Source organism: Anaeromyxobacter paludicola (assembly GCF_023169965.1).
GTDB lineage: Bacteria > Myxococcota > Myxococcia > Myxococcales > Anaeromyxobacteraceae > Anaeromyxobacter_B > Anaeromyxobacter_B paludicola.
The window spans coordinates 1,218,231-1,243,060 of record NZ_AP025592.1; the positions used below are offsets into that span (position 1 = coordinate 1,218,231).

Consider the following 24,830-nt stretch of genomic DNA (forward strand, 5'->3'; position numbering starts at 1 on the left):
GTGTACCAGCCGAGCCGCCGCACCGCCCCGCCCCCGAACGCCACCGTGCGGACCTTCCGCGCCGCCGACACCGCCTCGGCGCTCGCCGCCGTCAAGGCCGCGCTCGGCCCGGACGCGGTGATCCTCGACACGCGCAGCGTGGACCGCGGGCTGTTCCGCCGCCCCGAGGTCGAGGTGACCGCCGGGCTCGAGCTGCCCGAGGCCGGCCTCTCCGCCGTCCCGGCCGCCCCCGCCCTCCCGCAGCGCCCGTCGCCGGCCGTGCTCGCCCCGGCCGCCGACGCGCCGGCGCCGCTCGCGCGCCCCGCCGCCGAGCTCCCCGCTCCCGTCGAGGTGCGGCCGGCCCCCGCCTTCCCGCCCGCGCCCGCGCCGGTCCCCGCCGCCCGCCCGCCCCGTCCCGCCCTGCGCGGGTTCGGCGCCGACGAGCCCTTCCCCGAGGAGCCGCCGGCCGGCGCCGAGGAGCTCGGCGAGGACGAGATGGCCGACGGGCTCCGCCGCTCCTTCGAGGAGGCCCGCCGCGCCCTCGCCCTCATGGCCCGGCGCGCCCGCGCCTCCGGCAAGCCGCGCCTCCCCCCCGGCGCCCAGTCGGTCGAGAAGCACCTCCTGGACTGCGGCGTGGACCCGGCGCTCGCCGAGGAGCTCGTGACCGCGGCGGTGGCCGCCGGCGGCGGCCGCAAGGCGGCGGTGCTCGCCCGCGTGCGGACGGCGCTCGAGGGCCGGCTGCCGGTCGCGCCCGCCCCCTGGCTCGCCCCCGGGCGCCAGGTCATCGCCTTCGTCGGCCCGACCGGCGTCGGCAAGACCACCACCCTCGCCAAGGTGGCGGCCCGGGCGCTGCTCGAGTCGCGCAAGCGGATCGCGCTCCTCACCGTGGACACCTACCGCATCGGCGCCTGCGACCAGCTCGCCCGGTACGGCGAGATCATGGGGGTCCCGGTGCTCGTGGCCCGCGACCGCACCGAGCTCGCCCGCGCCATGGAGCGGGTCGGCCAGGCCGACATGGTGCTGGTGGACACGGCCGGCCGCTCCTCCATCGAGGACGTGGAGCGCCAGACCGACCTGGTCCGGAGCGTGCCCGGGATCGAGCTCCACCTGGTGGCGAGCGCCGCCGCCGGGGGCCGGCAGCTCGCCGCCGTGGGCGACCGCTACCGCGCCATCCAGCCGGACCGGCTGGTGTTCACGAAACTCGACGAGGCGGCGGGCCCTGGCGGTATCCTCGCGCTCGCCGCGCGGGTGGACCGGCCCGTGGCGTGCATCGCCGACGGTCAGCGGGTCCCCGAGGACCTGCACGCCTTCGACTCGGCGAAGCTGGTGGAGCTGGTGCTGACCTCGCCCGAGGGAGCGCTCCGATGACGGAGACTGGAGAGACGTCCGTGGATCAAGCCAATACGCTGCGCGAGCTGGTGGAGCGCTCCCCCCAGGGAGCCAACCCGCTGCGCGTCATCGCCGTGACGAGCGGCAAGGGCGGCGTCGGCAAGACGCACATCGTCGCGAACCTGGCGGTGCTGGCCGCGCGGATGGGGCGGCGGGTGCTCCTGCTCGACGGCGACCTCGGCCTCGCCAACTCGGACATCGTGCTCGGGATGACCACGCAGTACCACCTCGGCCACCTGCTCGACGGCACCATCGACGCCGAGCACGTCCTGGCCGAGGGGCCGCACGGGATCCGGGTGCTCGGCGCCTCGAGCGGCGTCCAGGAGCTGACGGTCCTCGACGACGCGCAGAAGCTCCGGCTGCTCTCGGCGCTCGACCCGCTCGACAGCAAGTTCGACCTCGTGCTCATCGACTGCGGCGCCGGCATCGGCGACAACGTGCTCTTCTTCGCGGGCGCGGCCCAGGAGGCCATCCTGGTGGTCTCGCCGGAGCCGACCTCGCTCACCGACGCGTACGCCACGGTGAAGGTGCTCTCGCAGCGGGCGGGCGTGGACCACTTCCAGGTGCTCGTCAACCCCATGCCCACCGAGGCGCACGGCCGCGAGATCTTCTCCAAGCTCTCCCGCGTCACCGACCGCTTCCTGCAGGCGCGGCTGTCGTTCCTCGGCCACATCCCGCGGGACGAGAACCTCCAGCGGGCGCTCATGGCGCAGCGGCCGGTGGTGGACCTCTACCCCCGCTCCCCGGCCAGCCGCGCCCTCGAGGCGATCTGCGACCGGCTCCTCGCCTCCCGTCCCCAGGCGCAGCTCCAGGGCGGCCTCAAGTTCCTCTGGCAGCGGCTGCTGCGCGAGTCGGGGGGGCCGGCGGCCGGCTGACGGCCGCGGGGGACGCATGCACCTCGCCCACGCACGCTACGCCGCCGCCGGCGCCGAGGAGGGGGCGCTCATCGCGCGCCACGCGGCGCTCATCGACCGCGCAGCGCGGCGGCTCGCCGCCCGCACCGGCGGGGCCGTGAGCGCCGACGACCTCTGGAGCGTGGGCGCGCTCGGCCTGCTCGAGGCGGCCCGGCGCTTCGACCCGGCCCAGAACGTCCGCTTCGAGAGCTTCGCCGAGCACCGGATCCGCGGCGCCATGCGCGACGAGATGCGCCGCATGGACCACCTGCCCCGGCGCCTGCGCGCCCGGACCGAGGAGCTCGGGCGGGCCCGGGCGCAGCTCACGAAGGACCTGCAGCGCGAGCCGACCTCCGACGAGGTCGCCGCCGCGCTGGGGCTCGCGGTGGACGAGGCCGACGGGCTCGCCGGGCTGGAGCAGCCGGTGCTCCCCATGACCTACGAGCTCGAGGGCGTGAGCGAGGAGCGGGCCGACGACCTCGTGGACCGGGCGCAGCTGCGCGGCCGGCTGGCGTGCGCCGTCGGGCAGCTCCCGGAGCGGCTCCAGCTCGTGCTCTCGCTCCACTACGTCGAGGGGCTCACCTACCGCGAGATCGCGCAGGTGCTCGAGGTGAGCGAGCCGCGGGTCTGCCAGCTCCACTCCGAGGCGGTGCGCAAGGTGCGCGGGCTCCTCGCGGGCGAGGACGGCGACGAGGGGCCGTGAGCCGGCCGCGCCTCTCGCTCTGCCTGCTGGTCCGGGACGAGGCGGAGCTCCTGCCCCGCTTCCTCGCCGCGGCGCGCGGGCTCTGGGACGAGCTCGTGGCCGTGGACACCGGCTCCTCCGACGCCACCCCCGCCCTCCTCGCCGCGGCCGGCGCGCGGGTGCTGCGGCGGCCCTGGACCGGCGACTTCGCCGCCGGCCGCAACGCCGGGCTCGAGGTGGCGCGCGGAGAGTGGATCGCCTGGCTCGACCCCGACGAGCTGGTCTCGCCGGCGCTGGTGGCGGAGGCGCGGCGCGCGCTCGCCGATCCCGCCGCCGGGGCCGCCTCCCTGCGCATGCGCAACCACCTCCCGCACGGGCACGTGCGCGAGGCCCGGCTGCTGCGCCTCTTCCGCGCCGACCCGGCCATCCGCTTCCGGCACGCCATCCACGAGGACGTGGGCCCCGACGTGGCCGCCATGCTGGCGCGCACCGGGCGCCGCCGGGTGGACCTCGAGGGGGCGGTCGAGCACCTCGGCTACGTGCGCGCCCGCGCCGCCGCCAAGGACAAGAAGGCGCGCGACGTCGCCATCCTCGACGCCTGCGTGGCGCGGGACCCGGGCGACCTGTACGCCTGGTTCAAGCTGCTCGAGCAGGCGCGCTTCTGGGGCGATCGGGCGCTCTGGCACGCCCGCGCCGCGCCGGGGCTCGCCGCCGCCGAGCGCGACCCCGCCGCGCTCGCCCGGGCGCACTTCGGCGGCGAGTGGCTGGTGCTCCTCTCCGAGGGGCTCCACCCCGGCGACCCGGCCGCGCAGCACCGCTTCCTCGCCCTCCGCGAGCGCGCCGTCCCGCGCGCCGCCCCGCTGCTGCTGCGGCTCGGCGAGCTCGAGGAGCGGCTCGGCCGCGCCGCCGAGGCCGCCCGGCGCTTCGAGGCCTGCCTCGCCCTCGCCCCCGAGACCGAGCAGGTGCAGCTCGCGACGGTGCGGCCGACGCTCGGGCTGGCGCGCCTCGCGCTCGGGCGCGGCGACCTCCCGGCGGCCCGCCGCCGGGTGGACGCCGCCGCCTCGGCCGCGCCGCACGACCCCGAGGCCCTCGTCGCCGCGGCGAGCCTGGCCCGGATCGCCGGCGGCGCGCCGGCGGCCGCCCGCTTCGCGGAGGAGCACGCCGCCCGGCACGGCGAGTCGGAGGAGCTCCTGCAGGCGCTCGGCGAGGCGGCCCTCCTCGCCGGGGACGCGGCGGGCGCGTGCGCGCCGCTGGCGCGGGTGGCGGGGGATCCCCCTCGCGGCCGCGGCGCGCTCCGCCTGGCCCAGGCGCTCTTCGCGGCGGGCGAGGTCGCGCGCGCCCGCGAGGCCTGCGCGGCGGTGCTCGCCGAGCTGCCCGAGGCGGCGCTCGGGATCCTGACCTGCGATCTCGCGCTCGGGCGCGACAGCGCGCTCGAGGTGGAGCTCGGGCCGGCGGAGGCGGAGGCGGCGCTGCGCGGCTGGGCCGCGGTCTCCCGGCTCGCCCCGGCGCCGGTGCGAGCCGCGCTCGCGCTCCGGGCCGAGGCGGTGGCGGAGCCGTTCCCCTGGTTCGCCGCCGCGGTCCGCTGAGCGAGGGCATCGCGGCCGGCGCCGCGCCGCGCGGGGCTCCGAGGCGATCCGTGGAGCCGGGGCCGCTCCGGCGGCTCCTAGCTCCGCCCCGCGCGCGCGGTCCCGAAGCGGATGGTGGCGAGCTCGTCGAGCACCTTGCGCTCGCGCCGCTCCTCCTCCTTCACGAGCTCGGCCCGCTTCCGGTCGGCGATGCGCCGCACCACCTCGGCCTGCTGCCGCGCGTCGCCGTAGCTCGCCCGGGCGCGCGCCTCGCCGTCGGCGGCCGAGGCCACCGCCTGCTCGGCGATCCGCACGCCGTGGAGGTCCCGCGTGTGCGCGGCCTCGACGAGCATCCAGAGCGCCGCCTGGCCCGCGCTCCGCTCGTCGGAGCGGGCCCGCGTGAGCGCGCCCTCCAGGTTCTCGCGGGCGCGGCTCAGGCTGGCCTGCGCGCGCGCGAGGTGCGCGAGCGCGGTCTCCTCCGAGCGATCGCGGAGCTTCACCAGCTTGTCGAGTCGCGTCTTGGGCGCCGCCATGCCTCTTCTCTCGGCACGACGATAACCTTCCCTTAAGGGGCGCGCGAGAGGCGGAAATTGCCCACCTCGGCGGCAGCTCCTGCCCGGCCGCCCCGGCCGGCGGGCACGGCGCCCCGCGGCGGCGGGACGCGGCCGCTCCTTGGCACCGGCCTTGCTGTAGAGGCGCTCCGGAGGAGCAACGCCAGATGTCTGACGGTCTCTACGTGAGCATGTGCGGCGCGACGGCGCGGTCGGATCAGCTCGACGCGATCGCCGACAACCTCGCCAACGCCCAGACGCCGGGGTTCCGCCCCTCGCGCCCGGCGTTCGAGTCGTTCCTGCCGGCCGGCGGCGCGCCCGACAAGGTCTACGCGGCCGCGGTCGGGACGGGCGTGAGCCTGAAGCCCGGCCCGGCGGTGCGCACCGGCAACCCGCTCGACGTCTACCCCGAGGACGGCGCCTTCCTGGCGGTCCGCGGCGCCGACGGCGCCACCGCCTACACCCGCGACGGCCGGATGACGCTCGACGCCGAGCGGCGCCTCACCGCCGGCGGCCGGCTCGTGCTCTCCACCCGCGGCGAGCCCATCACCGTGCCGCCCGAGCGCACCGCCACCGTGGATCGGGACGGGGTGGTGCGGGCCGGCGACCTCGAGCTGGGCGAGGTCGCCCGCGTGCAGCTGCAGGGGCCGGCGGACCGGCTCGGCCCCTCCGTCGTCGTCCCCGCGCCCGGCGGAACCGCGAGCCCCGTGAGCGCCCCGCTCCGCGGCGGCGAGGTCGAGCTCGGCACCGGCAGCGCGCTCGAGGGGATGGTCGAGCTCATCTCGGCGCAGCGGCAGTTCGACTCGTCCATGCAGGCCCTCCAGACCTACCGCCAGCTCGACCAGCGCTCCACCGACGTGGGCCGCGTCCGCTAGCCCGAAAGGATCCCGATGCTCCGCTCCCTCTACACCGCCGCCACCGGCATGGACGCCCAGCAGCTCAAGATGGACACCATCGCCCACAACCTCGCCAACGCGAACACCACCGGCTTCAAGAAGGTGTCGGCGCAGTTCGAGGACCTGCTCTCGGAGACGCTGCGGGTCGCCTCGCCCACCGACGCCCGCGGCGGCACCTCCTCGCCGTCGCCGCTGCAGGTGGGCCTCGGCGTCCGGGCCGGCAGCACCTCCCGCTCGCTCTCGCAGGGCGACCTGGTCCAGACCGGGAACCCGCTCGACGTGGCGATCCAGGGCAACGGCTTCTTCCGCGTGCAGCAGGCGGGCGGCGAGCCGGCCTACACCCGCGCCGGCAACTTCCGGGTGGACGCGTCGGGCAAGCTGGTCACGCCCAACGGCCAGCAGATCGAGCCGGGCATCACCGTGCCGCCGGAGACCACCGCCGTCACCATCAAGGCCGACGGGACGGTGCTCGCGACGCTCCCGAACCAGACCGCGCCCTCCGAGGTCGGCCAGCTCGAGCTCTACAGCTTCCCCAACCCGGGCGGCCTCGAGGCGCTCGGCGGCAACCTGCTCAAGTCCACCGCCGCCTCCGGCGAGGCCACCGGCGCCCGCCCCGGCGAGCAGGGGCTCGGGACGCTGTCGCAGGGCTACCTCGAGTCCGCCAACGTAAAGGCGGTGGAGGAGATGATCGACATGATCTCCACCCAGCGCGCCTACGAGCTCAACTCGAAGGTGATCCAGACCGCCGACCAGATGCTGCAGCGCCTCAGCCAGGTCCGGTGATCGCCGTGGCCGCCGCCCTCCCCGCGCTCGCGCTGCTGCTCCTCGGCGCCGCCCCGCCGCCGGACCCGATCCCGCCCGCCGTCGCGGCCGCGGTGTCGGCGGCCCTGGTGCAGCCCTCCGCGCGGGCCGAGGTGGTCGGGCTCTCGCCGCCGCCGCCCGCCGCCTGCGCCGAGGTCGCGCCCGAGCCCCCGCACCCGCTGGCGGCCTCGGGCCGCGTGGCGCTCCACTTCCGGGGCCCGGGCTGCGACGCCTGGAGCTGGGCCGAGGCGCGCGTCTACGCGCCGGCGCTGGAGCTCACGCGCGACGTCCGGGCGGGCGAGCCGCTCGCCGGCGCGACCCGGCTGCGCGAGCAGGAGGTCCTGCCCGGCCGCCGGCCGCTGGCGGCCCTCCCGGAGGGCGCGACCGCCGCCGGGCCCGCCGCCGCGGGCGCGCCGGTCGAGGCCGCCCTGGTCCGGCTCGGCCCGGCGCCGGGCGAGCCGCTCACGGTGGTGGTGCGGCTCGGCGCCCTGGCGCTCGAGCAGCCCGGGCGCGCCGTCCCGTGCGCCCCCGGGCGCGCCTGCGCCCTCCTCCCCTCGGGGCGGCGGGTCGAGGGGCCCATCGTCGGCGGCAAGCTCCTCCTGGAGGTCCCGTGAAGCGCCTCGCGCCCCTCCTCCTCGCCCTCGCGGCGGGCTGCGCCGCGCAGACCCACATCGGCGAGTACAAGCCCAAGCGGCGCGAGTACGAGTCGCCGCCGGCCGCCGCCAGCGACAAGGAGGCCTCGCCCGGCAGCCTCTGGCGCGACGGCCGCTCCGCCTCGCTCCTCTTCACCGACGCCCGCGCGCTGCGCGAGAACGACCTCGTGGTGGTCAAGGTGGAGGAGATCGCCGACGCCAAGCGGAGCGCCGACACCGAGCTCACCCACAACTCCCAGATCGCCGCCTTCGCCGCGCTGATGAAGGCGCAGGGGGTCGCCACCACCACCCCGCAGCTCTCCATCGAGAGCAGCGTCCAGAACGGCTTCACCGGCGACGGCAGCACCGGCCGCACCGAGCGGTTCGTGGCCACGGTCCCCGCCATCGTCCGCAAGGTGCTCCCGAACGGCAACCTCTTCGTCGAGGGGCACCGGGTCATCCTGGTCAACGCGGAGGAGCACCACTTCTACATCTCGGGCGTGGTCCGCCCCATCGACATCGACGGCGACAACAGCGTGAAGAGCTCGATGGTGGCCGACGCCGAGATCGAGTTCACCGGCCGCGGGATCCTCACCGACAACCAGAAGCAGGGGTGGTTCCAGAGGTGGTTCGGCTGGATCTGGCCCTTCTGAGCCCTCACACGCCATGCGACGCCTCCTCCTCGCCGCCCTCGCCCTCTTCCTCGCCCTGCCCGCCCGCGCCGCGGTGCGGGTGAAGGAGCTCACCGAGGTGCAGGGCGCCCGCGACAACGAGCTGTACGGCTACGGCCTCGTCGTCGGCCTCGCCGGCACCGGCGACACCGAGCAGGTGCTCTACACCAAGCAGTCGATCGCCGGCATGCTGGGCCGGCTCGGGGTGCGCATCAACCCCAACGACATCCGGGCGCGCAACGTCGCCGCGGTGATGGTGACCGCCCGGCTGCCGGGCTTCACGCGCCCCGGCGTCCACCTCGACGTCGCCGTCGCCTCGATGGGCAACGCCCGCTCCATCGCCGGCGGCGTGCTCCTCCTCACGCCCCTCACCGCGGCGGACGGCCAGGTCTACGCGGCCGCGCAGGGGGCGGTGCAGGTGGGCGGCTACGACGCGAGCGGCTTCGGCAACACCCAGCGGAAGAACACCCCGACCTCGGGGCGCGTGGTCGGCGGCGCCACCGTGGAGCGGGCCGTCGCCCCGGCGCTCGGGGCGGGCCCCCTCACGCTCGGGCTCCGCCGGCCCGACTTCACCACCGCGAGCCGGATCGCCGCCGCCGTGAACGGGGCGCTCGGCGCCGGCGCCGCCCGGGCGCTCGACCCCGCCGCGGTGGAGGTGACGGTGCCGGAGAGCTTCAAGGCCGATCCGGTGGGGCTCGTCGCCAGGCTCGAGGCGCTCGAGATCGACGCCGACCAGCGGGCGCGGGTGGTGGTGAGCGAGCGCACCGGCACCGTCGTCGCCGGCGAGCGGGTCCGCATCCGCCCGGTGGCGGTGGCCCACGGCGGCCTCCAGGTGTCGATCACCTCGCGGCCGGTGGTCTCGCAGCCCAACGCCTTCGGCCAGGGGACGACGGTCACCGAGCGCGCCGGGACCGCGGCCGCCACCGAGGAGCACCGCGGCGCGGTGGCGCTCCCGGCCACCAGCACCGTCGAGGACCTGGTCAAGGCGATGAACCTGCTCGGCGCCACGCCGCGCGACCTCGTCGCCATCCTCGAGGCCATGAAGGCCGCGGGCGCGCTCGACGCCGAGCTGGAGGTCCTGTGATGCCGCACGTCACCCTGCCCGGGGCGAGGCATCGTTGAAGCTCTCCGCCGCCAGCGCCGGCGCGAGCGACGCCGCCCGCCTCCACGACGCCGCGCAGGCGCTCGAGGCGATGATGCTGAAGCAGATCATCTCCTCGAGCGGCGCGTTCAAGGGCAACGGCGTGGCCGGCTCGTCGATCCGGGCCGACCTGTTCTCGGACGCGCTCGCCGAGGCGGTGGCGAAGGCGGGAGGCCTCGGCCTCGCCGCCGAGCTGGAGCGCTCGCTGGGCGCCCGCGCCGGCTCGCCCTCCCCCTCCCCCTCCGCCGCCCGATCCCCGGCCGCCCCGAGCGCCGCCCCGGCGCGCGCGGGGGGCGTGGCCGCGGCGGCGCGGGCGCTCCCGGCCGCCCGCTCCCCGGCGACGGTCGGGGCGGCCGCCGCCGCCTCCGACGCGGCGGTGAGCCTGCTCGCGCCCGACCTCGACGTCCCGGACGACGGGGACGCCAGCGACGTGACGGGTGCGACCGGCCCCGCCGGCGCGACCCCGCCCGCCCCTTCCGCGGCGGGTCCGAGGGAGCTCGCCGCGACCCTGGTCGGACCCACCAGGGTCACGAGCCCCTACGGCCTCCGCGCCGACCCCTTCACCGGCGTCGTCCGACCGCACCATGGGGTCGATCTCGCGGCGGCGGAGGGGAGCACGGTCCAGGCCGCCCTGGCCGGCACCGTGAAGCGTGCAGGCCCTCGCAATGGCTACGGAAATACCGTGGAGATCGAGAGCCCCGACGGGGTCACCACCCTCTACGCCCACGCCTCGGAGCTGCTCGTCTCGGCCGGCGCCCGGGTCGAGGCCGGCCAGCCGATAGCCAGGGTGGGTCACACCGGCCGCGCCACGGGGGCGCACCTCCACTTCGAGGCGAGGCAGGGGGGCCGGGCGGTCGATCCGTCGCGGTTCCTTAAGGCCTACGGAATTCGTGACGATGGAATGGCGAAGCGCGGTCTTCCACCGCGGAGTGAGCCATGAAGGTCAAGAACACCAGCGAGACCACCCCCATCGACGGCAGCCGGACGACCGAGGCCAGGAAGGCGTCCGGCGCCGACCCCTCGGCCCCGCCCGAGCGCGTCAGCACCCCCGATAGCACCAAGTTCGCCGCGGCCGTGGACGCCGCCCGGCAGCACCTCGGCGCGACCCGGGCCGCCAAGCTGCAGAGCATCGCCGCGGCGGTGAAGCAGGGCACCTACCAGCCCGACCCGAACCAGATCGCGCAAGAGATCCTCGACGACGCCGAGCTGACCGCGTCGCTGCAGGGGATGCTGAAGCGCCTCAAGTGAACGGAGCCCCGCCGTGAGCAAGCTCGACGACGCAGCCCACAAGGCCGAGGCCCTCCGGGCCCTCCTGGCGGCCGAGATCGAGCGGGCGCGGGGCGAGCGCGAGCTGATGCGGTCCCTCGACGCCGACGGGCTGTTCGCCCGCGCGGCGGCCCGGAGCGCCTTCAACGGCGAGGTGGGGCGGATCGAGGGCGAGCTGGCCCGGTCCCTGTCCCTCGCCGCCGGCGCCCTCGGCGCCCCGGAGGTCACCCTGGAGCGGCTGCGCGAGCGCGCCCCCGCGGAGACCGAGCGGCTCTCCACCACCCTCGGCGAGATCCGCGCCCTGGCCGAGGCCCTGGGCGAGATCGACGCGCTCAACCGGACGCTCTGCGAGCGCGCCCTCACCTGCGTCCGCGGCTACGTGCGCGCCGTCCGCCCCGCCCCCGCCGCCTACGACCGGCGCGGCGCGCGGCCCGAGTCGCGCGGCGCCGCGGCGATGATCTCCAGCAAGGGCTAGCACCGACCATGGCAGACCTGTTCTCGATCCTCTCCAACGCCAGCTCGAGCCTCGCCGCCCAGCAGGCGGCGATGGCGGTCACGAGCAACAACCTCCAGAACGCCGCCACCCCCGGCTACGCGCGCCAGCGCGCCGAGCTCCTGACCCGGCCGGCGGAGCTCGTCTCCGGCGGCGCGTGGGTGGGCCGCGGCGTGACGCTCGGCGCCGTCACCCAGGTGCGCGACCAGTTCATCGAGTCGCAGGTCCCGGCCAGCATCGCCAACGCGGCGAGCTCCGACGCCGAGGCCACCGCCCTCTCCGCCATCCACACCTTCGACCCCGCCCAGTCGGGCGGCGTCGGCGACGCCATCTCCGGCTTCTACTCCGCGCTCCGCGCCCTGTCGCAGAACCCGGGCGACAGCGGCCTGCGCGAGGCGGCGCTGGGCGCCTCGCAGAGCCTCGCCGCGGCCTTCAACCAGGCCTCGCGCGACGTCGAGACCGCGCGCACCGGCCTCGACGACCAGGCGGTGAACCTCACCGGCCAGATCAACGCGCTCGCGAAGCAGATGGCGGACCTCAACACGCAGGTGCGGCAGGCGCGCGCCAGCGGCGGCGAGCCGAACGACCTGCTCGACGCCCGCCAGCAGGTGCTGGACCAGCTCGCCTCGCTCGTCGGCGGCCAGCCGGTGACCAGCACCGGCGGCGACGTGAACGTGATGATGGGCGGCGGCGTGGCGCTCGTCTCGGGCGGCGTGCCGGGCGTCTTCAGCAGCCAGCCCGACCCGAACAACCGCGGCCACCTGCAGCTCCTCTACGCCTCGCCGCTCGGCACCCCGGCCGCCCCCCTCGCCAACTCGGTCGCGGGCGGGCAGCTCGGCGGCACCCTCGCCGCCCGGGACGGCGCCCTCGGGAAGGCCTCCACCCAGCTCGACACGCTCGCGTTCGACCTCGCGAACCAGGTGAACGCGGTCCACCAGGCGGGCTACGGCGCCGACGGGGTCACCGGCCGGCCGCTCTTCGCCGTCGGCGCCACCAGCGCCGGCGCCGCCAGCACCATCGCCATCTCCGCCGCGGTCGGCACCAACGCCGGCGCGCTCGCGGCGGCCGGCGCCGCCACCGCGGCGAGCGGCGACGCGGACAACGTGCAGGCGCTGCTCGCGACCGAGCAGCAGGCCCTCCCCACCAGCGGGCTCGACGCCACCCGGACCCTCTCCTCGATCACCTCGAGCTTCGGGATCGCCTCCGCGCAGGCCACCTCGCTCTCCAAGCAGGACGCCGCCCTGCGCGACAACGTCAAGGCGCTGCGCGAGAGCGCGTCGGGCGTGTCGGTGGACGAGGAGCTCGTGAACATGCAGAAGACCCAGCGCGCCTACGAGGCCATCGCCCGGGTGCTCCAGACCTCGAGCGACATGCTCGACGTCCTCATGAAGCTCGGGTCCTAAGGAGCCGCCATGCGCGTGAGCGACAGCCTCACCTACGACATCGCCCGCACCGGGGTCCTCGAGGCCCGCTCCCGCAACGAGGAGGCGATGCGCCTCGCCACCACCGGCCTGCGCGTCGGCCAGCCCGGCGACGACCCGGCGGCCGCCGCCCTGATGGTCACCACCCAGGCGGACCAGAAGCACTACGACTCGATCCAGTCGGTCGCCCAGCTCGCCAGCGACGAGCTCGCCAGCGCCGACTCGGCCTTCGGCTCGCTCCAGAACTTCCTCACCCGCGCCCAGCAGCTGGCCGTGCAGTTCTCGAACGGCAACTACAGCGCCTCGGATCGGGCCTCCGCCGCCACCGAGGTGGACGGCCTGCTCCAGTCCTCGGTCGCCGCGCTCAACGTCCGGGTGGGCGACCGCTACATCCTCGGCGGCAACGTGGACTCCGCCCCCCCCTTCGACGCCAGCGGCGCGTACCACGGCGACGCCGCGCAGCGGCAGGTAGAGATCGCCCCCGGCGTGACGGTGAAGAGCTCGGTCCGGGCCGACGTGGCGGTGAAGGGCGCCGGCGGCGGCACCGACGTCCTCGCCACGATCCAGGCGCTCTCCACGGCGCTCAAGGCCAACGACCCCGACGCGGTCGCGGCCACGCTCGCCGGGCTCTCCGCCGGGATCTCGCAGGTCGGCGCCGCCCGCAGCCAGGCCGGGGTGTCGATGAACAGCTTCGACTCGGCGGTGGCGGCGGCCAAGCAGGCCCGGGACGACGCCACCGCGCGCACCTCGCAGCTCGGCGACGCCGACCCGATCAAGGCCGCGAGCCAGCTCGCCTCCACGCAGCACGCGCTCGAGGCCTCCCTGACCGCCACCGCGCAGGGCTTCAAGCTGACGCTGCTCGACTACCTCCGGTAGATGCCGCCCGCGCTGCCGCTCTCGCGGGCCGTGCCGGAGCCCGACGCGCCGGGCGCCCCCGCGGTGCTCCGCTGGCGGGCCCGCTGGCTCTCGCGGAGGGCGGCGCCCCCGCTCGCGGCCGCGGCCCGGCTCTTCCCGGTGCTGCTCCACGCCAGCTTCGAGCAGGCGGGGCTGCGCGAGCTCGCGCCGGGCGTGGCGGGGCTGCGCTACCGCCCGAGCTGGGGAGCGCTGGCGCGCCGCTTCGGCCTCCCCCCGCCGCACCGCGTGCAGCGCGGCGCCTGCGCGGTGGACGCCGTGCTGGCGCGGCAGGCCACCGACCGGCTCGAGCTGGTGGTGCTCGCTCGCGGCGGCCTCCTCCCCGCCGAGTACGGCGAGCTCGAGGAGCGGATGGAGGCCGCGCGCCGCGCGCTGACCGCCGCCGACCGGCCCATCTCCGCCCGCCTCCTCGACCCGGCCCGGCTGGCCCGGCAGCGCGGCCTCTGTCACGAGCTCTCCGCCTTCGGCGCGCTGCTCGCCGGGGCGCTCCCCCCCGAGTCCTGGCGCGCGCTCGAGGCGGCCGCGGAGGCGCCGCTCGACGGCGACGCGCTCTGGGCCCTCGCGGCCGCGGCCCCCACCGGCTTCGTGCGGCTGGCGCTCTCGGTGATGAGCGGCGGAGCGGCCCCCGCCCCGCTCACCGCCCTCTCCGCGCTGGCCCGCCGCGGGCCGGCCCGCCACCTCGCCGATCCCTCGATCTTCCTCTGCCGCTGGGCCGCGCTGGCGGGCCTCGACGGCGCCCTCCTCGAGGAGGCGCTCGCCCACGCCGACCCGGCGCTCGCCGCCCGCGCGCTCGCGTCCTCCCCGCCCGCCCGCGGCGCGGCCGGGCCGGTCCTCTCGACGGGGCGCCGCCTCGCCATCGCCTGCGCCCGCGGCGCCCGCCGCCACCCGCCGCTCGCCCGGGCGGCCCGCGACGCCTGGCGCGGCGCCTTCGCCGCCGGCTTCCCGGTAGCGCTCCTGCCGGCGCTCCGGACGGCGCTGGAGCGCGGCGGGCCGGGCCCGGTGCCGCTCCGCGCCACCCCGAGCGGCGCCTGCTTCGAGGTGCGGCTGCCGGACGGCGCCCCCCTCTCCCGCGGCGCCACGGCGGCGCAGGCCCGCGTGCGCGCGCTCTCCCTCGCGGCGGCGGCCCTCGGTCCGGAGCGCGTCGCCGGCGCGCTCGACCGCGCCTGGCTCCCGCTGGCCGGCCCGCTGTGCCGGCCCGCGCCCCGGCCGGCGCTGCTCCTCTCCCTCGACGGCCCGGGCGCGCCCGCCGCGCCCGGCGCCCCCCTCGACCCCCTGAACCGCGGGCCGGACCGGAGCCTCGGCTTCGACGCCGCCCTGGCGGTCCGCGTGGCCCCGGGCCGCCGCCCCACCGCCCGCGAGCTGCCGGCCGGCGAGGCGGTCCGGCTGCTCCTCGCGACCGCCAGCGCCGGCGTCGAGGCCCAGGTCACGGCGGCGCGGACCGAGGCGCGCGCGGCCGCGGCGCGGCTCGCCGGGATCGCCGCGCTGCTGCGGGACCCGGAGCAGGGGCGGCCCGTCGCCGCCGAGGTGGCCGGCGAGGTGCTGGTCCCGGTGGGCGGGCGGGTGATGCGGTACGCGCTCCGGCGCTACCTCCGCCGGCCCCGCTTCGTCTCCCCGGACCCGGACGCGCCCGACCTGTCGCTCTCCTACGGCAGCCGCGCCACCCAGCGCTGGCGCGTGCCGGGGGTCGTCGAGGCGCGCGTCTCCCTGCTCGACCCGGGCCGCGCGGTGGTGCTCTACGGCGACGGCGACGGCCGCCAGCTGCGCGAGGAGGTCCCGCTCCCGGAGCTGGAGGAGCACCTGCGGGAGGCGCGCCTCACGCTGCTCGCCGCCGACCGCGGGGCGGTGCTGGCGATGCGGCTGTCGGAGGACCTCGAGCCGGTGCTGCGCCGGCTCCCGCCCGCCCCCCGCGCGGTCGAGGTCGACGTCTCCGGCGCGGCGCCCTTCGGGCTGGCGCTCACGGTCGGCGCGGAGCGGTTCTCCGGCCCGCACCGGTGGGAGGACGCCGCACAGGCGGCCATGTCCGCCTGGCCCATCGAGCAGCCCGGCCGCATCGCCGTCACGGCGGTGACGGCCACCCTCGCCGGAGAGCCCGTCCGCGGGCTCCTCGCGCTGCACGTCAGGTCGGTGGCGCTGCGCCGGCTGCGCGCCGGCGTCGATCGCGCGTTCCGCTCTTATCGGGATTCGCTCGCGGGCCGAAGAGCATGGTGAGGCGAACGCGAACGGTCGCCCAACCCAAGGAGAAGTCATGTCACTCTCGATTCGCACCAACGTCAGCTCGCTCGACGCCCAGCGGAACCTCTCCGCCACCACGAGCCAGCTCGACTCCACCCTCTCGAAGCTCTCCTCCGGCTACCGCATCACCAAGGCGTCGGACGACGCCGCCGGCCTGGGCGTCAGCGTGAGCCTCGAGGCGCAGATCAGCAGCTTCAACCAGGCCTCCCGCAACGCCAACGACGGCGTGTCGCTGGTGCAGACGGCGGAAGGCTCGATGAACGCGGTGACCAACATCCTCACCCGCATGCGCGAGCTCGCCATGGAGTCGTCCTCGGACGGCGTCGGCAACTCGCAGCGCGCCTACATCAACACCGAGCAGACGCAGCTCGCCAACGAGCTCGACCGCATGCAGCAGACGGCGAAGTACAACGGCTCGCAGCTGTTCGGCGCCTCCGGCTCCTCCTCGGTGCTGAACTTCCAGGTCGGCATCGACGGCACCAGCAACGACCGCATCTCGGTGGACACGTCGAAGATGTCGATCGACTCGACCAGCCTCGCCGTGAACAGCTCGAGCGTGGACCTCTCGACCGCGACCGGCGCCCAGGCCGCGCTCGCCAAGATCGACGCCGCCATCCAGACCATCTCGTCGAACCGCTCCGCCCTCGGCGCGATCGCCAACCGGTTCCAGAGCGTCATCTCCAACATCCAGTCCACGGTCGAGAACTTCTCGGCCGCCAACAGCCGCATCAAGGACGTGGACGTGGCCGAGGAGTCGGCGAAGATGAGCCGCCTCAACATCCTGTCGCAGGCCGGCGTCTCCGTCCTCGCCCAGGCCAACCAGTCCCCGCAGCTCGCCCTCAAGCTGCTCGGGTAACCCTCGCAGTCGTCTAGCCGGCCGCCCCGCGGTGAGACCCGCTGCGGGGCGGCCATTTCGTTCGGGAGGTGGATGTGGCTTCCGTGTTCTCCGCCAGCGGCCTCGCCTCGGGTATGGACTGGAGCTCGATCATCGACTCGATGGTCCAGATCGAGTCCCAGCCGCTCACGCTCCTCGCGAACAAGAAGTCGGCGCTCAACGCGCAGATCTCCAAGCTCGGGGACCTCTCCTCCAAGCTGTCGGACCTCGAGAGCGCGGCCGGCGCCCTGAAGACCGGCGGCGTCCTCGGCCTCACCGCCACCACCAGCTCGACCAGCTTCAGCGCGACCGCCGGCAGCGGGGCCACCGCCGGGCGCTACTCGGTGGAGGTGAACCAGCTCGCGCAGGCCGCCAAGGCGCGCTCGCAGGGCTTCGCCTCGGGCAGCGCCGGCGTCACCGGCGGCTCGCTCACCCTCAGCGTGCAGGGCAAGGCCTACGATCCCATCACCCTCACCGACGGCGAGAGCCTGGCCGACGTCGCCTACTCCATCAACCAGCTCGGGGCCCCGGTCTCGGCGGTGGTGGTGAACGACGGGACGAACAGCTACCTCTCCCTCAACAACCGCGACACCGGCTACCCGCTCACGGGCGCCGCCGCCGACGCGCTCAAGTGGACCGAGAGCTACACCGGCAGCCAGGGCCAGGCGCTCGGGCTCGCCAGCGTCCAGGGCGCGCAGAACGCGGTCGTGACGGTGGACAAGCTCAAGTTCACCCGGCAGAGCAACACCATCAGCGACGCGCTCCCCGGGGTGACGCTCAACCTCACCGCGCAGACGCCCGGGACCACCGACGACCTCGTCCTCAACAACGACGCCACCGCCACCCAGGCGAACCTCCAGAAGTTCGTCACCGCCTACAACACGGTGATGGGCGTGCTGCAGTCGAACCTCGACGCCAGCGACGTCACCGACCGCGAGCGGAACCTCACCGGCGACAGCTCGGTCCGGATGCTCCAGATGCAGCTCCAGTCGCTCACCTCGACGCCCGTGGCGGGGCTCGTCGGCGTGCGCACCCTGGCCGACCTCGGGATCAAGACCCAGAAGGACGGCAGCCTCACCATCGACACGACGACGCTGCAGAGCGCGCTCTCGATCAACCCCGGGGCCGCCAACGCGATCTTCGCCGACCCCGTGAACGGGATGGCGAAGAAGTTCTCCGACCTGGTGGACTCCTACGTCGCGCCCGGGAGCGGCATCCTCACCCTCGACTCCCAGGCGAAGACCGACCAGGTCTCGAGCATCGACAGCCAGACCACGCAGATGCAGGTCCGCATCGACGCCTACCGCCAGACGCTCCAGGACCAGTTCACCGCGATGGAGTCGATCATCAGCGGCCTCAAGGCGACCAGCAGCTTCCTCACCCAGCAGTCCAACCAGTCCAGCAGCAAGTGATCCCAGGGGAACGACCGTGACCCACGCCAGCCGATACCTCCAGGCCCAGCGCGAGACCGCGTCCGCCGAGCGGCTCATGGTCCTGCTCTTCCAGCGGGCCCTCCGCGAGATCCGCGCCGGCGCCGCCGCCATCGAGGCCCGCCAGCGCGCCGAGGCCAACCGCGCCCTCACCCGCGCCGGGGAGATCGTGTCCGAGCTCCACGCCACCCTCGACACCCGGCGGGCGCCGGAGCTCTGCCAGCAGCTCGGCGAGATCTACCGCTTCGTGACCGGGCGCATCACCCTCGCCAACCTCCGGCAGGACGCGCGCCTGGCCCGGGAGGCCGAGCGCGCCTTCGCCCCCATCGTCGACGGCTTCGAGAACGCCGTCGCCTCGCTCACCACGCAGGCCCAGGGCGCCCGGTGAGCGCCACCCGGCAGCTCCTCGAGGCCCTCGCCGAGGGGGCGCGGCGGCTCGAGGCCGGCGACGCGCCCGGCGCCTCGGCCGCCCTCGGCCGCGCCGCCGAGTCCTGCCGCGCGCTCCAGGCCGCGGGCACGCTGCTCGACGCCCAGAGCCTCGACACCTTCCGCTTGCTCCAGGGCCGCTGCGAGGGGCTGGCGCGAGCCGCCCAGGCGAAGCTGCAGGCGGCCCTGGACGGCGCCGCCGCCGGCCGCCTCGCCCAGGCCGCCTACCGCCGCCGCTGAGGTCCGCTCGTGGACGCACCGTCCCTGGGCACCGCCCTCGCGCTCTACCGGGCGGGCCGCCTCGCCGAGTCGCAGGCGCTCTGCGAGGAGCTGGTCGCGCGCGACCCCGGCTGCGGCGGCGCCTGGGAGCGGCTCGCGGTGATCGCCGATCGGACCGGCCGGCCCGCCGAGGCGGTGGCGCTGTACGAGCGCGCCCTGCCCCACGTGCCGCACCCCGCCGCGATCCACGCCAACCTCGGCGCGCTCTGGCTGCAGCTCGGGGAGCGCGGCCGCGCGCTCGAGCACCTGCTCCGCGCCGCGCAGGGCGGGCTCCAGGATCCGGCGCTGGCCGTGAACCTCGGCGCGCTCCTGCGCGAGCTCGGCCGGCTGGGCGACGCCGAGGCCCTGCTGCGGCTGGCGGTCGAGGCGGCCCCGGAGAGCGGCCCGGCCCACGCCCACCTCGGCCTCACGCTGGTGCTCTCGGCCCGGGTCGCGGAGGGGCTCGGCGCGCTCCGCCGCGCCGTGGCGCTCGCCCCGGAGGACGCGGCGACCCGCTCGAGCCTGCTCCTCGCCCTGCACTACTCGGACGAGGTCGGGTTCGGCGAGCTCGCCGCCGCGCACCGGGCCGCGGGCGGGCCGCCCCGCGCCCGCGAGCTCCCGCCCCCGCCCGACCGGCCGCTGCGGCTCGGGCTCCTCTCCGCCGACCTGCGCCAGCACCCGGTCCCCTCCTTCGTCGAGCCGCTGCTGGAGGCGGCCCGGGCGCGCGGGTGGGACCTCTGCTGCTATGCCTCGGTGGCGCGGCCGGACGAGGTCACCGCGCGGCTGCGGGAGCTCGCGCCGCGCTGGTGCGACGTGGCGGGCCTCTCGGACGAGGCGGCCGCGGCGCGGGTGCGCGCCGACGGCGTGGACGTCCTGCTCGAGCTCGGCGGGCACACCGCCGGGAGCCGCCTCGGCGTGCTGGCGCACCGCGCCGCCCCGCTCCAGGGGACCTGGATCGGCTACCCCGACGTCACCGGCTGCCCGGAGGTGGACCTGCGGATCACCGATCCGCGCTGCGACCCTCCCTCGGCGCCCTGGCCCGAGGTGCCGGAGCGCCCGCTCCGGCTCGCGGGCGGGTTCCTCGCCTGGCGGCCCCCCGCCGACGCGCCGCCGGTGGTCCCGCCGCCCGCGGGGCCGTTCACCTTCGGGAGCTTCAACTCGCTCGCGAAGGTGAGCCCCGCCACGCTCGCGCTCTGGCGCGCGGCGCTCGCCGCCGTCCCCGGGAGCGAGCTCCTGGTGAAGAGCCCGGCGCTCTCCGACGACGCCACCCGCGAGGGCTTCCGGCGGCTGGCGTCCGCGGCCGGCCTCCCGCCCGAGCGGCTGCGGCTGGCCGGCCACGCGCCGGGGGCGCGGGCGCACCTCGCCGCCTACGGGCAGGTGCACGTGGCGCTCGACACCTTCCCCTACAACGGCACCACGACCACCTGCGAGGCGCTCTGGATGGGCGTCCCGGTGCTCTCGCTCGGCGGCGAGACCCACGCCTCCCGCGTCGGCGCGAGCCTGCTCGCGGCGGTGGGGCTCGGGGAGCTCGCCGTGCGGCGGCCGGAGGACCACGTCCGCGCGGCCGCGGCGCTGGCGGCCTCGCCGGAGCGGCTCGCCGGGCTGCGCGGCTCGCTGCGCGCGCGCCTGCGGGCCTCGCCCCTCCTCGACGGCGGCCGGCTCCTCGACGAGCTCGAGCGCGGGCTCCGCGCCTTCTGGGCCGAGCGGGCCCGCGATCCGCGCGCCCGCGTGGCCTAGCCGGGCGGCGCGCAGCCCGCGACCGCGAGCATGTGATCCACCCGCGACTGCACGGTGTGCCGCCCGAGGACCGCCTCGCGGCCCCGCGCCGCCAGGGCCGCCGCGCGGTCCGGGTGCGCGAGGTAGTGCGCCACCTTCCGCTCGAGCTCCTCCAGGCTGCCGTAGCAGTCCACCTCGACGCCGACCTCGAAGAGCGCCGCCAGGTCGTCGGAGCGCTCCGCGAGCACGAAGCCGCCGCAGGCGAGCACGTCGAAGACGCGCATGGTCACGATGTCCATCTGGTAGAGCCGGCCCAGGTCCACGTTCACGGCCGACCCGCAGTAGATCCGGTCGAGCTCGTCGCCGTGGCCGGCCGGGCCCATGTAAGCGACGCCGCCCCCCTCCGCCTCCCGCCAGCCCTCGTCGCCCCAGACCCGCGGCGCGAAGCGCGCCAGCCGCCGCACCGCCGCGAGCCGCTTCAGCGCGGCGGCGATCTCCGACGCCGCGCGGACGGCCTCGGGGTGGGCGGCGGCGAGCGCCGGCCAGCGGCCCGCCAGGAGCGCCGGCACCCGGTGCGCCGAGAGGTCCCGGCTCTGCGCCTCGAGCACCCACGAGAGCGCCGCGAGGCCCGTCCCGCGCGCGCCGGGCCCGTGCGCCGCCTCCCAGGCCTCGAGGAAGGCCCGCTCGTGCCGGGCGACGTCGGGGACCATGCTCGAGCCGACCACCGAGACGGCGGCGCGGTGGCGCGCCGACTCCGGCCCCGAGACGTCCACGGGGCGGCGCCGCGCCGGATCGGCCGCCAGCGGCAGGTGCTCCACGTGCGGGAAGCCGGCGGCGCGGTACTCGGCGACCGCGCCGCGGCGGTAGGTGAAGATGAACGACCGGCCCGGCTCGCCGCAGGGTTGGAGGTCGCTCGTGGCCGGGTCGATCTCCCAGCAGACGAGCGTCACGCCGTGGGCCGCGCAGAACTCGGCCAGCCCGTCCACGTAGTTCACGGCCGCGAGCAGCGCCGGGCGGAGCCGTCCGAGCGACCGGGAGAGCTCCTCGCGCGAGAGCCGCCCGAGGTCGAGCGTGAAGGGGGCGAGCCCGGCGCGCTCCAGGCCGGCGGCGAGGTCCTGCACGAAGAGCCCGCCGCTCGCGAGCGCCGCGACCGGCCGGTCGTGGCGCCCCTCCAGCAGGCGTCGCTCGACCCCGTACACCTGCCCGAGCAGCGGGTGGAGCACGAGCCCCCCGCGCAGCCCCCGCCGGCGCTCCTCGACCAGATCCGAGCCGAGCAGGAGCCGGAGCGTCCCCGCCCGCAGGGCCCCGGAGAGATCGTGACGCGAGAGCGCCAGCCGCATTAGCCACGGGTCGCGCTCCCAGGCGACCACGAGCCGCCCCCCGGCGAGGAGCGCGGCGGCGAGCTCCCCGAGCCCGAGCCCGAAGAGGAAGGCCTCGTCGCCAGCCTGCCGCGCGAGCCCGGCGGCGGCCTCCGGCCCGACGCGGAGCGGGAAGCGCTGCATGCCGAGGACGTACTCCGGACCCTCGGCCCCCTCGACCACGTGGTCGCTGCCGGCCGGCCAGGAGAGGCGGACCACCAGCTCCGGGTCGCGCTCCGCCAGCGCGAGCAGGTTCTTCTCGAGCGTCAACGCCGGTCCTTCTCCCGGGCGGCGCGCTTCTTCCCGGCGGCGACCAGCTGCCGCACCTTCGCGCCGCCCTTCTTGCCGCCGCGCGGCCCGCCCTTCTTCCCGCCTTCCCGGCCGATCTCGGCGTAGTACCCCTCGCCGCGCGTCGCGCGGGTCCGCTCGCCGCCCCGCCGCCCCGCCTCGCGGACGGTGAGCGCGGCGTCGTCGCCTCCCCGCTGCGCCGCCAGCCAGCGCTCGACGAAGGCGGCCAGCCCGGCGACGTCGTCCGGGCCGAAGCAGGGGAGCGCGCGCGGCGGCGGCTCGTCGGTGACCAGGGCCACCACGCCGCGGTCGCGCTCGCAGAGGAAGGCGCGGCTCACGGCGCGCCGGTGCACCTCGACCCGCGGCATGGGCTCGGACTTGAAGCCCTCGGCCAGGACGAGGTCGGCCGGCGGGAGCAGGGCCCCGAGCGCGCGCGCGCCCTGGATGGGCGGCCCGAAGTAGGCCACGCCGGACGGGCCGGAGATGGCCGCGGCGATCGCCCCGGCGCGGCGCAGCACCTCCGTGTCCTTGCCGGGCGCGTCGAACTCGTGCGGGTGACCGGTGTGCTTGAGCACCGCCACGGTGAGGCCGCGCCGGGAGAGCTCCGGCAGGAGCAGCGAGAGGATCCGGGTCTTGCCGGCGCCGCTCGGGCCGCTGAAGCCGAGGAGCGGGGTCACCGGCCCTCCTCGAGCAGCCAGGTCTCGACCGGCGTCCCCTCGGCCAGCTCCCCGGCCTCGGACGGCGCCACCACGAGCGCGTCGGCCAGGGCGGGCCCGCGGATCTGCGCGGCGTCGCGGCCGATGGGCCGGACCCGCCCGTCGTCGTCGAGCCGCGCCCAGATCAGGCGCGCGCGCCCGGGCTTGCCGCGGAGCGGCGCCGCGAGGCGGAGCTCCAGCCGGCGGCGGAAGGGGCGCGCCGCGCCCGCGAGCCGCAGGAGCGCCGGGCGGACGAAGACCTCGAAGGCGACGAGGCAGGCGGAGGGGCTGCCCGGGAGACCGAACACCGGCTTGCCGCCGGACAGCGCGAAGAGGAACGGCTTGCCGGGCTTCATCGGGACCCCGTGGACGCGCACCTCGGCCCCGAGCCGCTCGAGCGCCGCGCGCACGTGGTCCCGGGCCCCCACCGAGACCCCGCCGACGGTGAGCACCGCGTCCGCCGCGGCGAGCGCGCCCCGCAGCTCGCCGGTCAGCGCGTCGAGGTCGTCGGGCACGCGCCGGAGCTCCACCTCGGCCCCGAGCGCCGCCAGGGCGGCCTCGAGCACCGGGCCGTTCGAGTCGGGGGTCCGGCCGCGCACCACCTCGTCGCCGGTGGCGAGCACGACCGCCCGCGGCCGGCGCACCGCCACCACCTCCTGCACCCCGACCGCGACGCACAGCCCGAGCTGCCGCGGACCGAGGCGCGCGCCGGCCTCGAGCGCGAGCCCGCCCGCCGGCACGTCCTCGCCCTGGGGACGCACGTGCTCGCCCTCGCGGACCGGCGCGCGGAAGCTCACCCATGCGCCCTCCTCGCGCGCCGCCTCCTCGCGGACCACCGCGTCGGCCCCCGGCGGCAGCGGCGCGCCGGTGTAGATGCGGGCCGCCTGCCCCGGCCCGAGGGGCGCGCCGGGGAGATCGCCCGCGAAGATGGCGCGGACCACCTGCAGCCGCGCCGGGCCGGTGACGTCCGCGGCGCGGACCGCGAAGCCGTCCATGGCGGAGCAGGTGAGGGGCGGCGCGGGCCGGAGGGCGTGAACCGGCTCGGCCAGCCGGCGGCCGGACGCGAGCGAGAGCCGCACGCGCTCTGGGGCGAGCGGCGCCACGGCCTGCACCACCGCGTCCTGATACCGACCGAGCTTGTCCATCCCGCCGATACTCTCCCGTCGCGCCCCTACCCATCCAGCCCGAACTCCGCCGTCCTCCGGACCCGCGCTGAAAACTTTGCGCACGGTGGACCTTGATCCCGGTCCAGGCGCAAGCTCTGCATCAAAATGCTCGTAAATTCCGGGCCTGGGTTGTGCAAACAGACCGCGATCAAGATTTCGTTCGAGCGCGGCCCGGGAGGACCCCTTGCTTTCCATCTCACCCGTCAACGACTGCAACGCCTGCTCGCTGGGCATCGCCTCGGCCGGCCGCTGCAAGCTCTCCCCCACCACCCGCGAAGCCGGCGCCACGCTCTGCGCCCAGGGCGAGCGGCCCCGGACCGTCTACTTCATCAAGGAGGGGTTCGTGAGCCTCTCCGCCGTGAGCCCCAAGGGCGCCGAGCTCCAGCTCACCCTGCGCGGCCCGACGGCGCTCCTCTGCACCGAGGCGCTCCACGGCGAGCCCTCCCCGTGCGAGGTGCGCGCCCTCTCCCGGGTGAAGCTCTGCGGCATCTCCGGGGACGCGATGAGCACCTGGGTCGGCCCCGAGCGGAGCCCGGCGCGCGTGGTCCTCGACCTGCTCCTGTCCGAGTCCCGCCAGCAGCGGGACGAGGTGAACTTCCGCCAGGGGGACTGCCTCTCCCGGGTGGCCCGGTTCGCGCTCGCCCACGCCCGCTTCCTGGCCGACCGGCCCAACGCGGTCCGCAAGCAGGTGGTGGCGCGCCTGCTGGGGATGCGCCCCGAGACCCTGTCGCGCTGCCTCACTCGCCTCGAGAAGGACGGCGTGGTAGACGCCTCGCGAGGCGTGCGGGTGCTCGACGCCCGGCGGCTCGCCGCCATCGCGATGGAAGATGTGGCCGCCTGACGCTGTTCCGTCTAGAGAACCCACTTGAGGTGAATCCATGTTCGGTCTGAGAATGCCGGAGCTGCTCATCATCCTGGGCGTCGTCGTCGTGCTGTTCGGCGGCAGCAAGCTGCCCGAGCTGGGGAAGGGGCTCGGCGAGGGGATGAAGAGCTTCCGGAAGGCGATGAAGGAAGCGCGCGCGGACGACGACGAGGAGCCGGCCACCAAGTCGCAGAAGGCCAGCTAGCTCGGCCCGAGCGGCGCTCCACCGCCGG

Annotated in this window: 26 protein-coding genes; 22 read left to right on the plus strand and 4 right to left on the minus strand. The window is 76.5% G+C overall.

The window, feature by feature from the left end; translation table 11 throughout:
- Genes flhF through AMPC_RS05705 form a run of 4 tightly spaced genes read left to right on the plus strand, consistent with a single transcriptional unit; the run spans position 1 to position 4,529 of the window.
- Complete coding sequence (gene flhF, locus AMPC_RS05690) at positions 1–1,347, plus strand: flagellar biosynthesis protein FlhF (protein ID WP_263009634.1); 1,347 nt, start codon at positions 1–3, stop codon at positions 1,345–1,347.
- Between the two features lie 20 nt (positions 1,348–1,367).
- A complete protein-coding gene (locus AMPC_RS05695) occupies positions 1,368–2,243 on the plus strand; it encodes a MinD/ParA family protein (RefSeq protein WP_248345082.1) in 876 nt (291 codons plus the stop codon).
- Positions 2,244–2,259: 16 nt separating this feature from the next.
- On the plus strand, positions 2,260–2,964 hold the full coding sequence (locus tag AMPC_RS05700; RefSeq protein WP_248345084.1) for a sigma-70 family RNA polymerase sigma factor: 705 nt from the start codon (positions 2,260–2,262) through the stop codon (positions 2,962–2,964).
- Complete coding sequence (locus AMPC_RS05705) at positions 2,961–4,529, plus strand: glycosyltransferase family 2 protein (RefSeq protein WP_248345086.1); 1,569 nt, start codon at positions 2,961–2,963, stop codon at positions 4,527–4,529. The genes AMPC_RS05700 and AMPC_RS05705 overlap by 4 nt, the downstream gene beginning before the upstream one ends.
- A 77-nt stretch (positions 4,530–4,606) precedes the next feature.
- On the opposite strand, the gene AMPC_RS05710 is transcribed toward AMPC_RS05705, so the two are convergent.
- Complete coding sequence (locus tag AMPC_RS05710; protein WP_248345088.1) at positions 4,607–5,041, minus strand: flagellar export protein FliJ; 435 nt, start codon at positions 5,039–5,041, stop codon at positions 4,607–4,609.
- 185 nt (positions 5,042–5,226) lie between these two features.
- Here AMPC_RS05710 and AMPC_RS05715 point away from each other — a divergent pair, with 185 nt between their 5' ends.
- The 16 genes from AMPC_RS05715 to AMPC_RS05790 all read left to right on the plus strand — a co-directional run bounded on the left by AMPC_RS05715 (position 5,227) and on the right by AMPC_RS05790 (position 20,249).
- Complete coding sequence (locus AMPC_RS05715) at positions 5,227–5,934, plus strand: flagellar hook-basal body complex protein (protein WP_248345090.1); 708 nt, start codon at positions 5,227–5,229, stop codon at positions 5,932–5,934.
- A gap of 15 nt (positions 5,935–5,949) precedes the next feature.
- Positions 5,950–6,738: a flagellar basal-body rod protein FlgG gene (flgG, locus tag AMPC_RS05720; RefSeq protein WP_248345092.1), complete on the plus strand. Its 789-nt coding sequence runs from the start codon at positions 5,950–5,952 to the stop codon at positions 6,736–6,738.
- A complete protein-coding gene (locus AMPC_RS05725) occupies positions 6,735–7,370 on the plus strand; it encodes a hypothetical protein (protein ID WP_248345094.1) in 636 nt (211 codons plus the stop codon). Before flgG ends, AMPC_RS05725 begins: the two co-directional genes overlap by 4 nt.
- Entirely contained in the window at positions 7,367–8,041 is a 675-nt protein-coding gene (locus tag AMPC_RS05730) for a flagellar basal body L-ring protein FlgH (RefSeq protein WP_318654316.1), read from the plus strand. Before AMPC_RS05725 ends, AMPC_RS05730 begins: the two co-directional genes overlap by 4 nt.
- Before the next feature lie 13 nt (positions 8,042–8,054).
- Positions 8,055–9,143 carry a flagellar basal body P-ring protein FlgI gene (locus tag AMPC_RS05735; RefSeq protein WP_248345095.1) on the plus strand — a complete coding sequence of 363 codons (1,089 nt, stop codon included), beginning with the start codon at positions 8,055–8,057 and terminating at the stop codon, positions 9,141–9,143.
- A 34-nt stretch (positions 9,144–9,177) separates the two neighbouring features.
- Positions 9,178–10,140, plus strand: a complete 963-nt coding sequence (locus AMPC_RS20470) for a peptidoglycan DD-metalloendopeptidase family protein (RefSeq protein ID WP_263009635.1) — start codon at positions 9,178–9,180, stop codon at positions 10,138–10,140.
- A complete protein-coding gene (locus AMPC_RS05745; protein WP_248345097.1) occupies positions 10,137–10,448 on the plus strand; it encodes a flagellar biosynthesis anti-sigma factor FlgM in 312 nt (103 codons plus the stop codon). The genes AMPC_RS20470 and AMPC_RS05745 overlap by 4 nt, the downstream gene beginning before the upstream one ends.
- A 13-nt stretch (positions 10,449–10,461) precedes the next feature.
- On the plus strand, positions 10,462–10,941 hold the full coding sequence (flgN, locus tag AMPC_RS05750; protein WP_248345098.1) for a flagellar export chaperone FlgN: 480 nt from the start codon (positions 10,462–10,464) through the stop codon (positions 10,939–10,941).
- A gap of 8 nt (positions 10,942–10,949) precedes the next feature.
- Entirely contained in the window at positions 10,950–12,362 is a 1,413-nt protein-coding gene (gene flgK / locus AMPC_RS05755) for a flagellar hook-associated protein FlgK (protein WP_248345100.1), read from the plus strand.
- A 9-nt stretch (positions 12,363–12,371) separates the two neighbouring features.
- Positions 12,372–13,256: a flagellin N-terminal helical domain-containing protein gene (locus AMPC_RS05760; RefSeq protein WP_248345102.1), complete on the plus strand. Its 885-nt coding sequence runs from the start codon at positions 12,372–12,374 to the stop codon at positions 13,254–13,256.
- Positions 13,257–15,500, plus strand: a complete 2,244-nt coding sequence (locus AMPC_RS05765) for a hypothetical protein (protein ID WP_248345104.1) — start codon at positions 13,257–13,259, stop codon at positions 15,498–15,500. It abuts the gene before it with no gap.
- Positions 15,501–15,537: 37 nt separating this feature from the next.
- Positions 15,538–16,380 (plus strand): flagellin N-terminal helical domain-containing protein, encoded by an 843-nt coding sequence (locus AMPC_RS05770; protein WP_248345106.1) that lies wholly within the window; start codon positions 15,538–15,540, stop codon positions 16,378–16,380.
- A gap of 83 nt (positions 16,381–16,463) precedes the next feature.
- Complete coding sequence (fliD, locus tag AMPC_RS05775; RefSeq protein WP_248345108.1) at positions 16,464–17,810, plus strand: flagellar filament capping protein FliD; 1,347 nt, start codon at positions 16,464–16,466, stop codon at positions 17,808–17,810.
- 16 nt (positions 17,811–17,826) lie between these two features.
- Positions 17,827–18,216, plus strand: a complete 390-nt coding sequence (locus tag AMPC_RS05780; RefSeq protein ID WP_248345110.1) for a flagellar export chaperone FliS — start codon at positions 17,827–17,829, stop codon at positions 18,214–18,216.
- Positions 18,213–18,494, plus strand: coding sequence for a hypothetical protein (locus tag AMPC_RS05785; protein WP_248345112.1), 282 nt, complete (start codon positions 18,213–18,215; stop codon positions 18,492–18,494). The genes AMPC_RS05780 and AMPC_RS05785 overlap by 4 nt, the downstream gene beginning before the upstream one ends.
- 9 nt (positions 18,495–18,503) lie before the next feature.
- Entirely contained in the window at positions 18,504–20,249 is a 1,746-nt protein-coding gene (locus AMPC_RS05790) for an O-linked N-acetylglucosamine transferase, SPINDLY family protein (RefSeq protein ID WP_248345114.1), read from the plus strand.
- On the opposite strand, the gene AMPC_RS05795 is transcribed toward AMPC_RS05790, so the two are convergent.
- The 3 genes from AMPC_RS05795 to AMPC_RS05805 are packed head-to-tail and all read right to left on the minus strand — an operon-like array spanning position 20,246 to position 23,714.
- On the minus strand, positions 20,246–21,856 hold the full coding sequence (locus tag AMPC_RS05795) for a glycosyltransferase family protein (protein WP_248345116.1): 1,611 nt from the start codon (positions 21,854–21,856) through the stop codon (positions 20,246–20,248). The genes AMPC_RS05790 and AMPC_RS05795 overlap by 4 nt on opposite strands.
- Positions 21,853–22,551: a molybdopterin-guanine dinucleotide biosynthesis protein B gene (gene mobB / locus AMPC_RS05800; RefSeq protein WP_248345118.1), complete on the minus strand. Its 699-nt coding sequence runs from the start codon at positions 22,549–22,551 to the stop codon at positions 21,853–21,855. The genes AMPC_RS05795 and mobB overlap by 4 nt, the downstream gene beginning before the upstream one ends.
- Positions 22,548–23,714, minus strand: coding sequence for a molybdopterin molybdotransferase MoeA (locus tag AMPC_RS05805; RefSeq protein WP_248345120.1), 1,167 nt, complete (start codon positions 23,712–23,714; stop codon positions 22,548–22,550). The genes mobB and AMPC_RS05805 overlap by 4 nt, the downstream gene beginning before the upstream one ends.
- Positions 23,715–23,919: 205 nt before the next feature.
- Here AMPC_RS05805 and AMPC_RS05810 point away from each other — a divergent pair, with 205 nt between their 5' ends.
- Together AMPC_RS05810 and AMPC_RS05815 are read left to right on the plus strand one after the other, a co-directional pair.
- Positions 23,920–24,576: a Crp/Fnr family transcriptional regulator gene (locus AMPC_RS05810; RefSeq protein ID WP_248345123.1), complete on the plus strand. Its 657-nt coding sequence runs from the start codon at positions 23,920–23,922 to the stop codon at positions 24,574–24,576.
- A gap of 37 nt (positions 24,577–24,613) precedes the next feature.
- Positions 24,614–24,802, plus strand: coding sequence for a Sec-independent protein translocase subunit TatA/TatB (locus AMPC_RS05815; protein WP_248345125.1), 189 nt, complete (start codon positions 24,614–24,616; stop codon positions 24,800–24,802).
- The last annotated feature ends 28 nt before the right edge of the window (positions 24,803–24,830 follow it).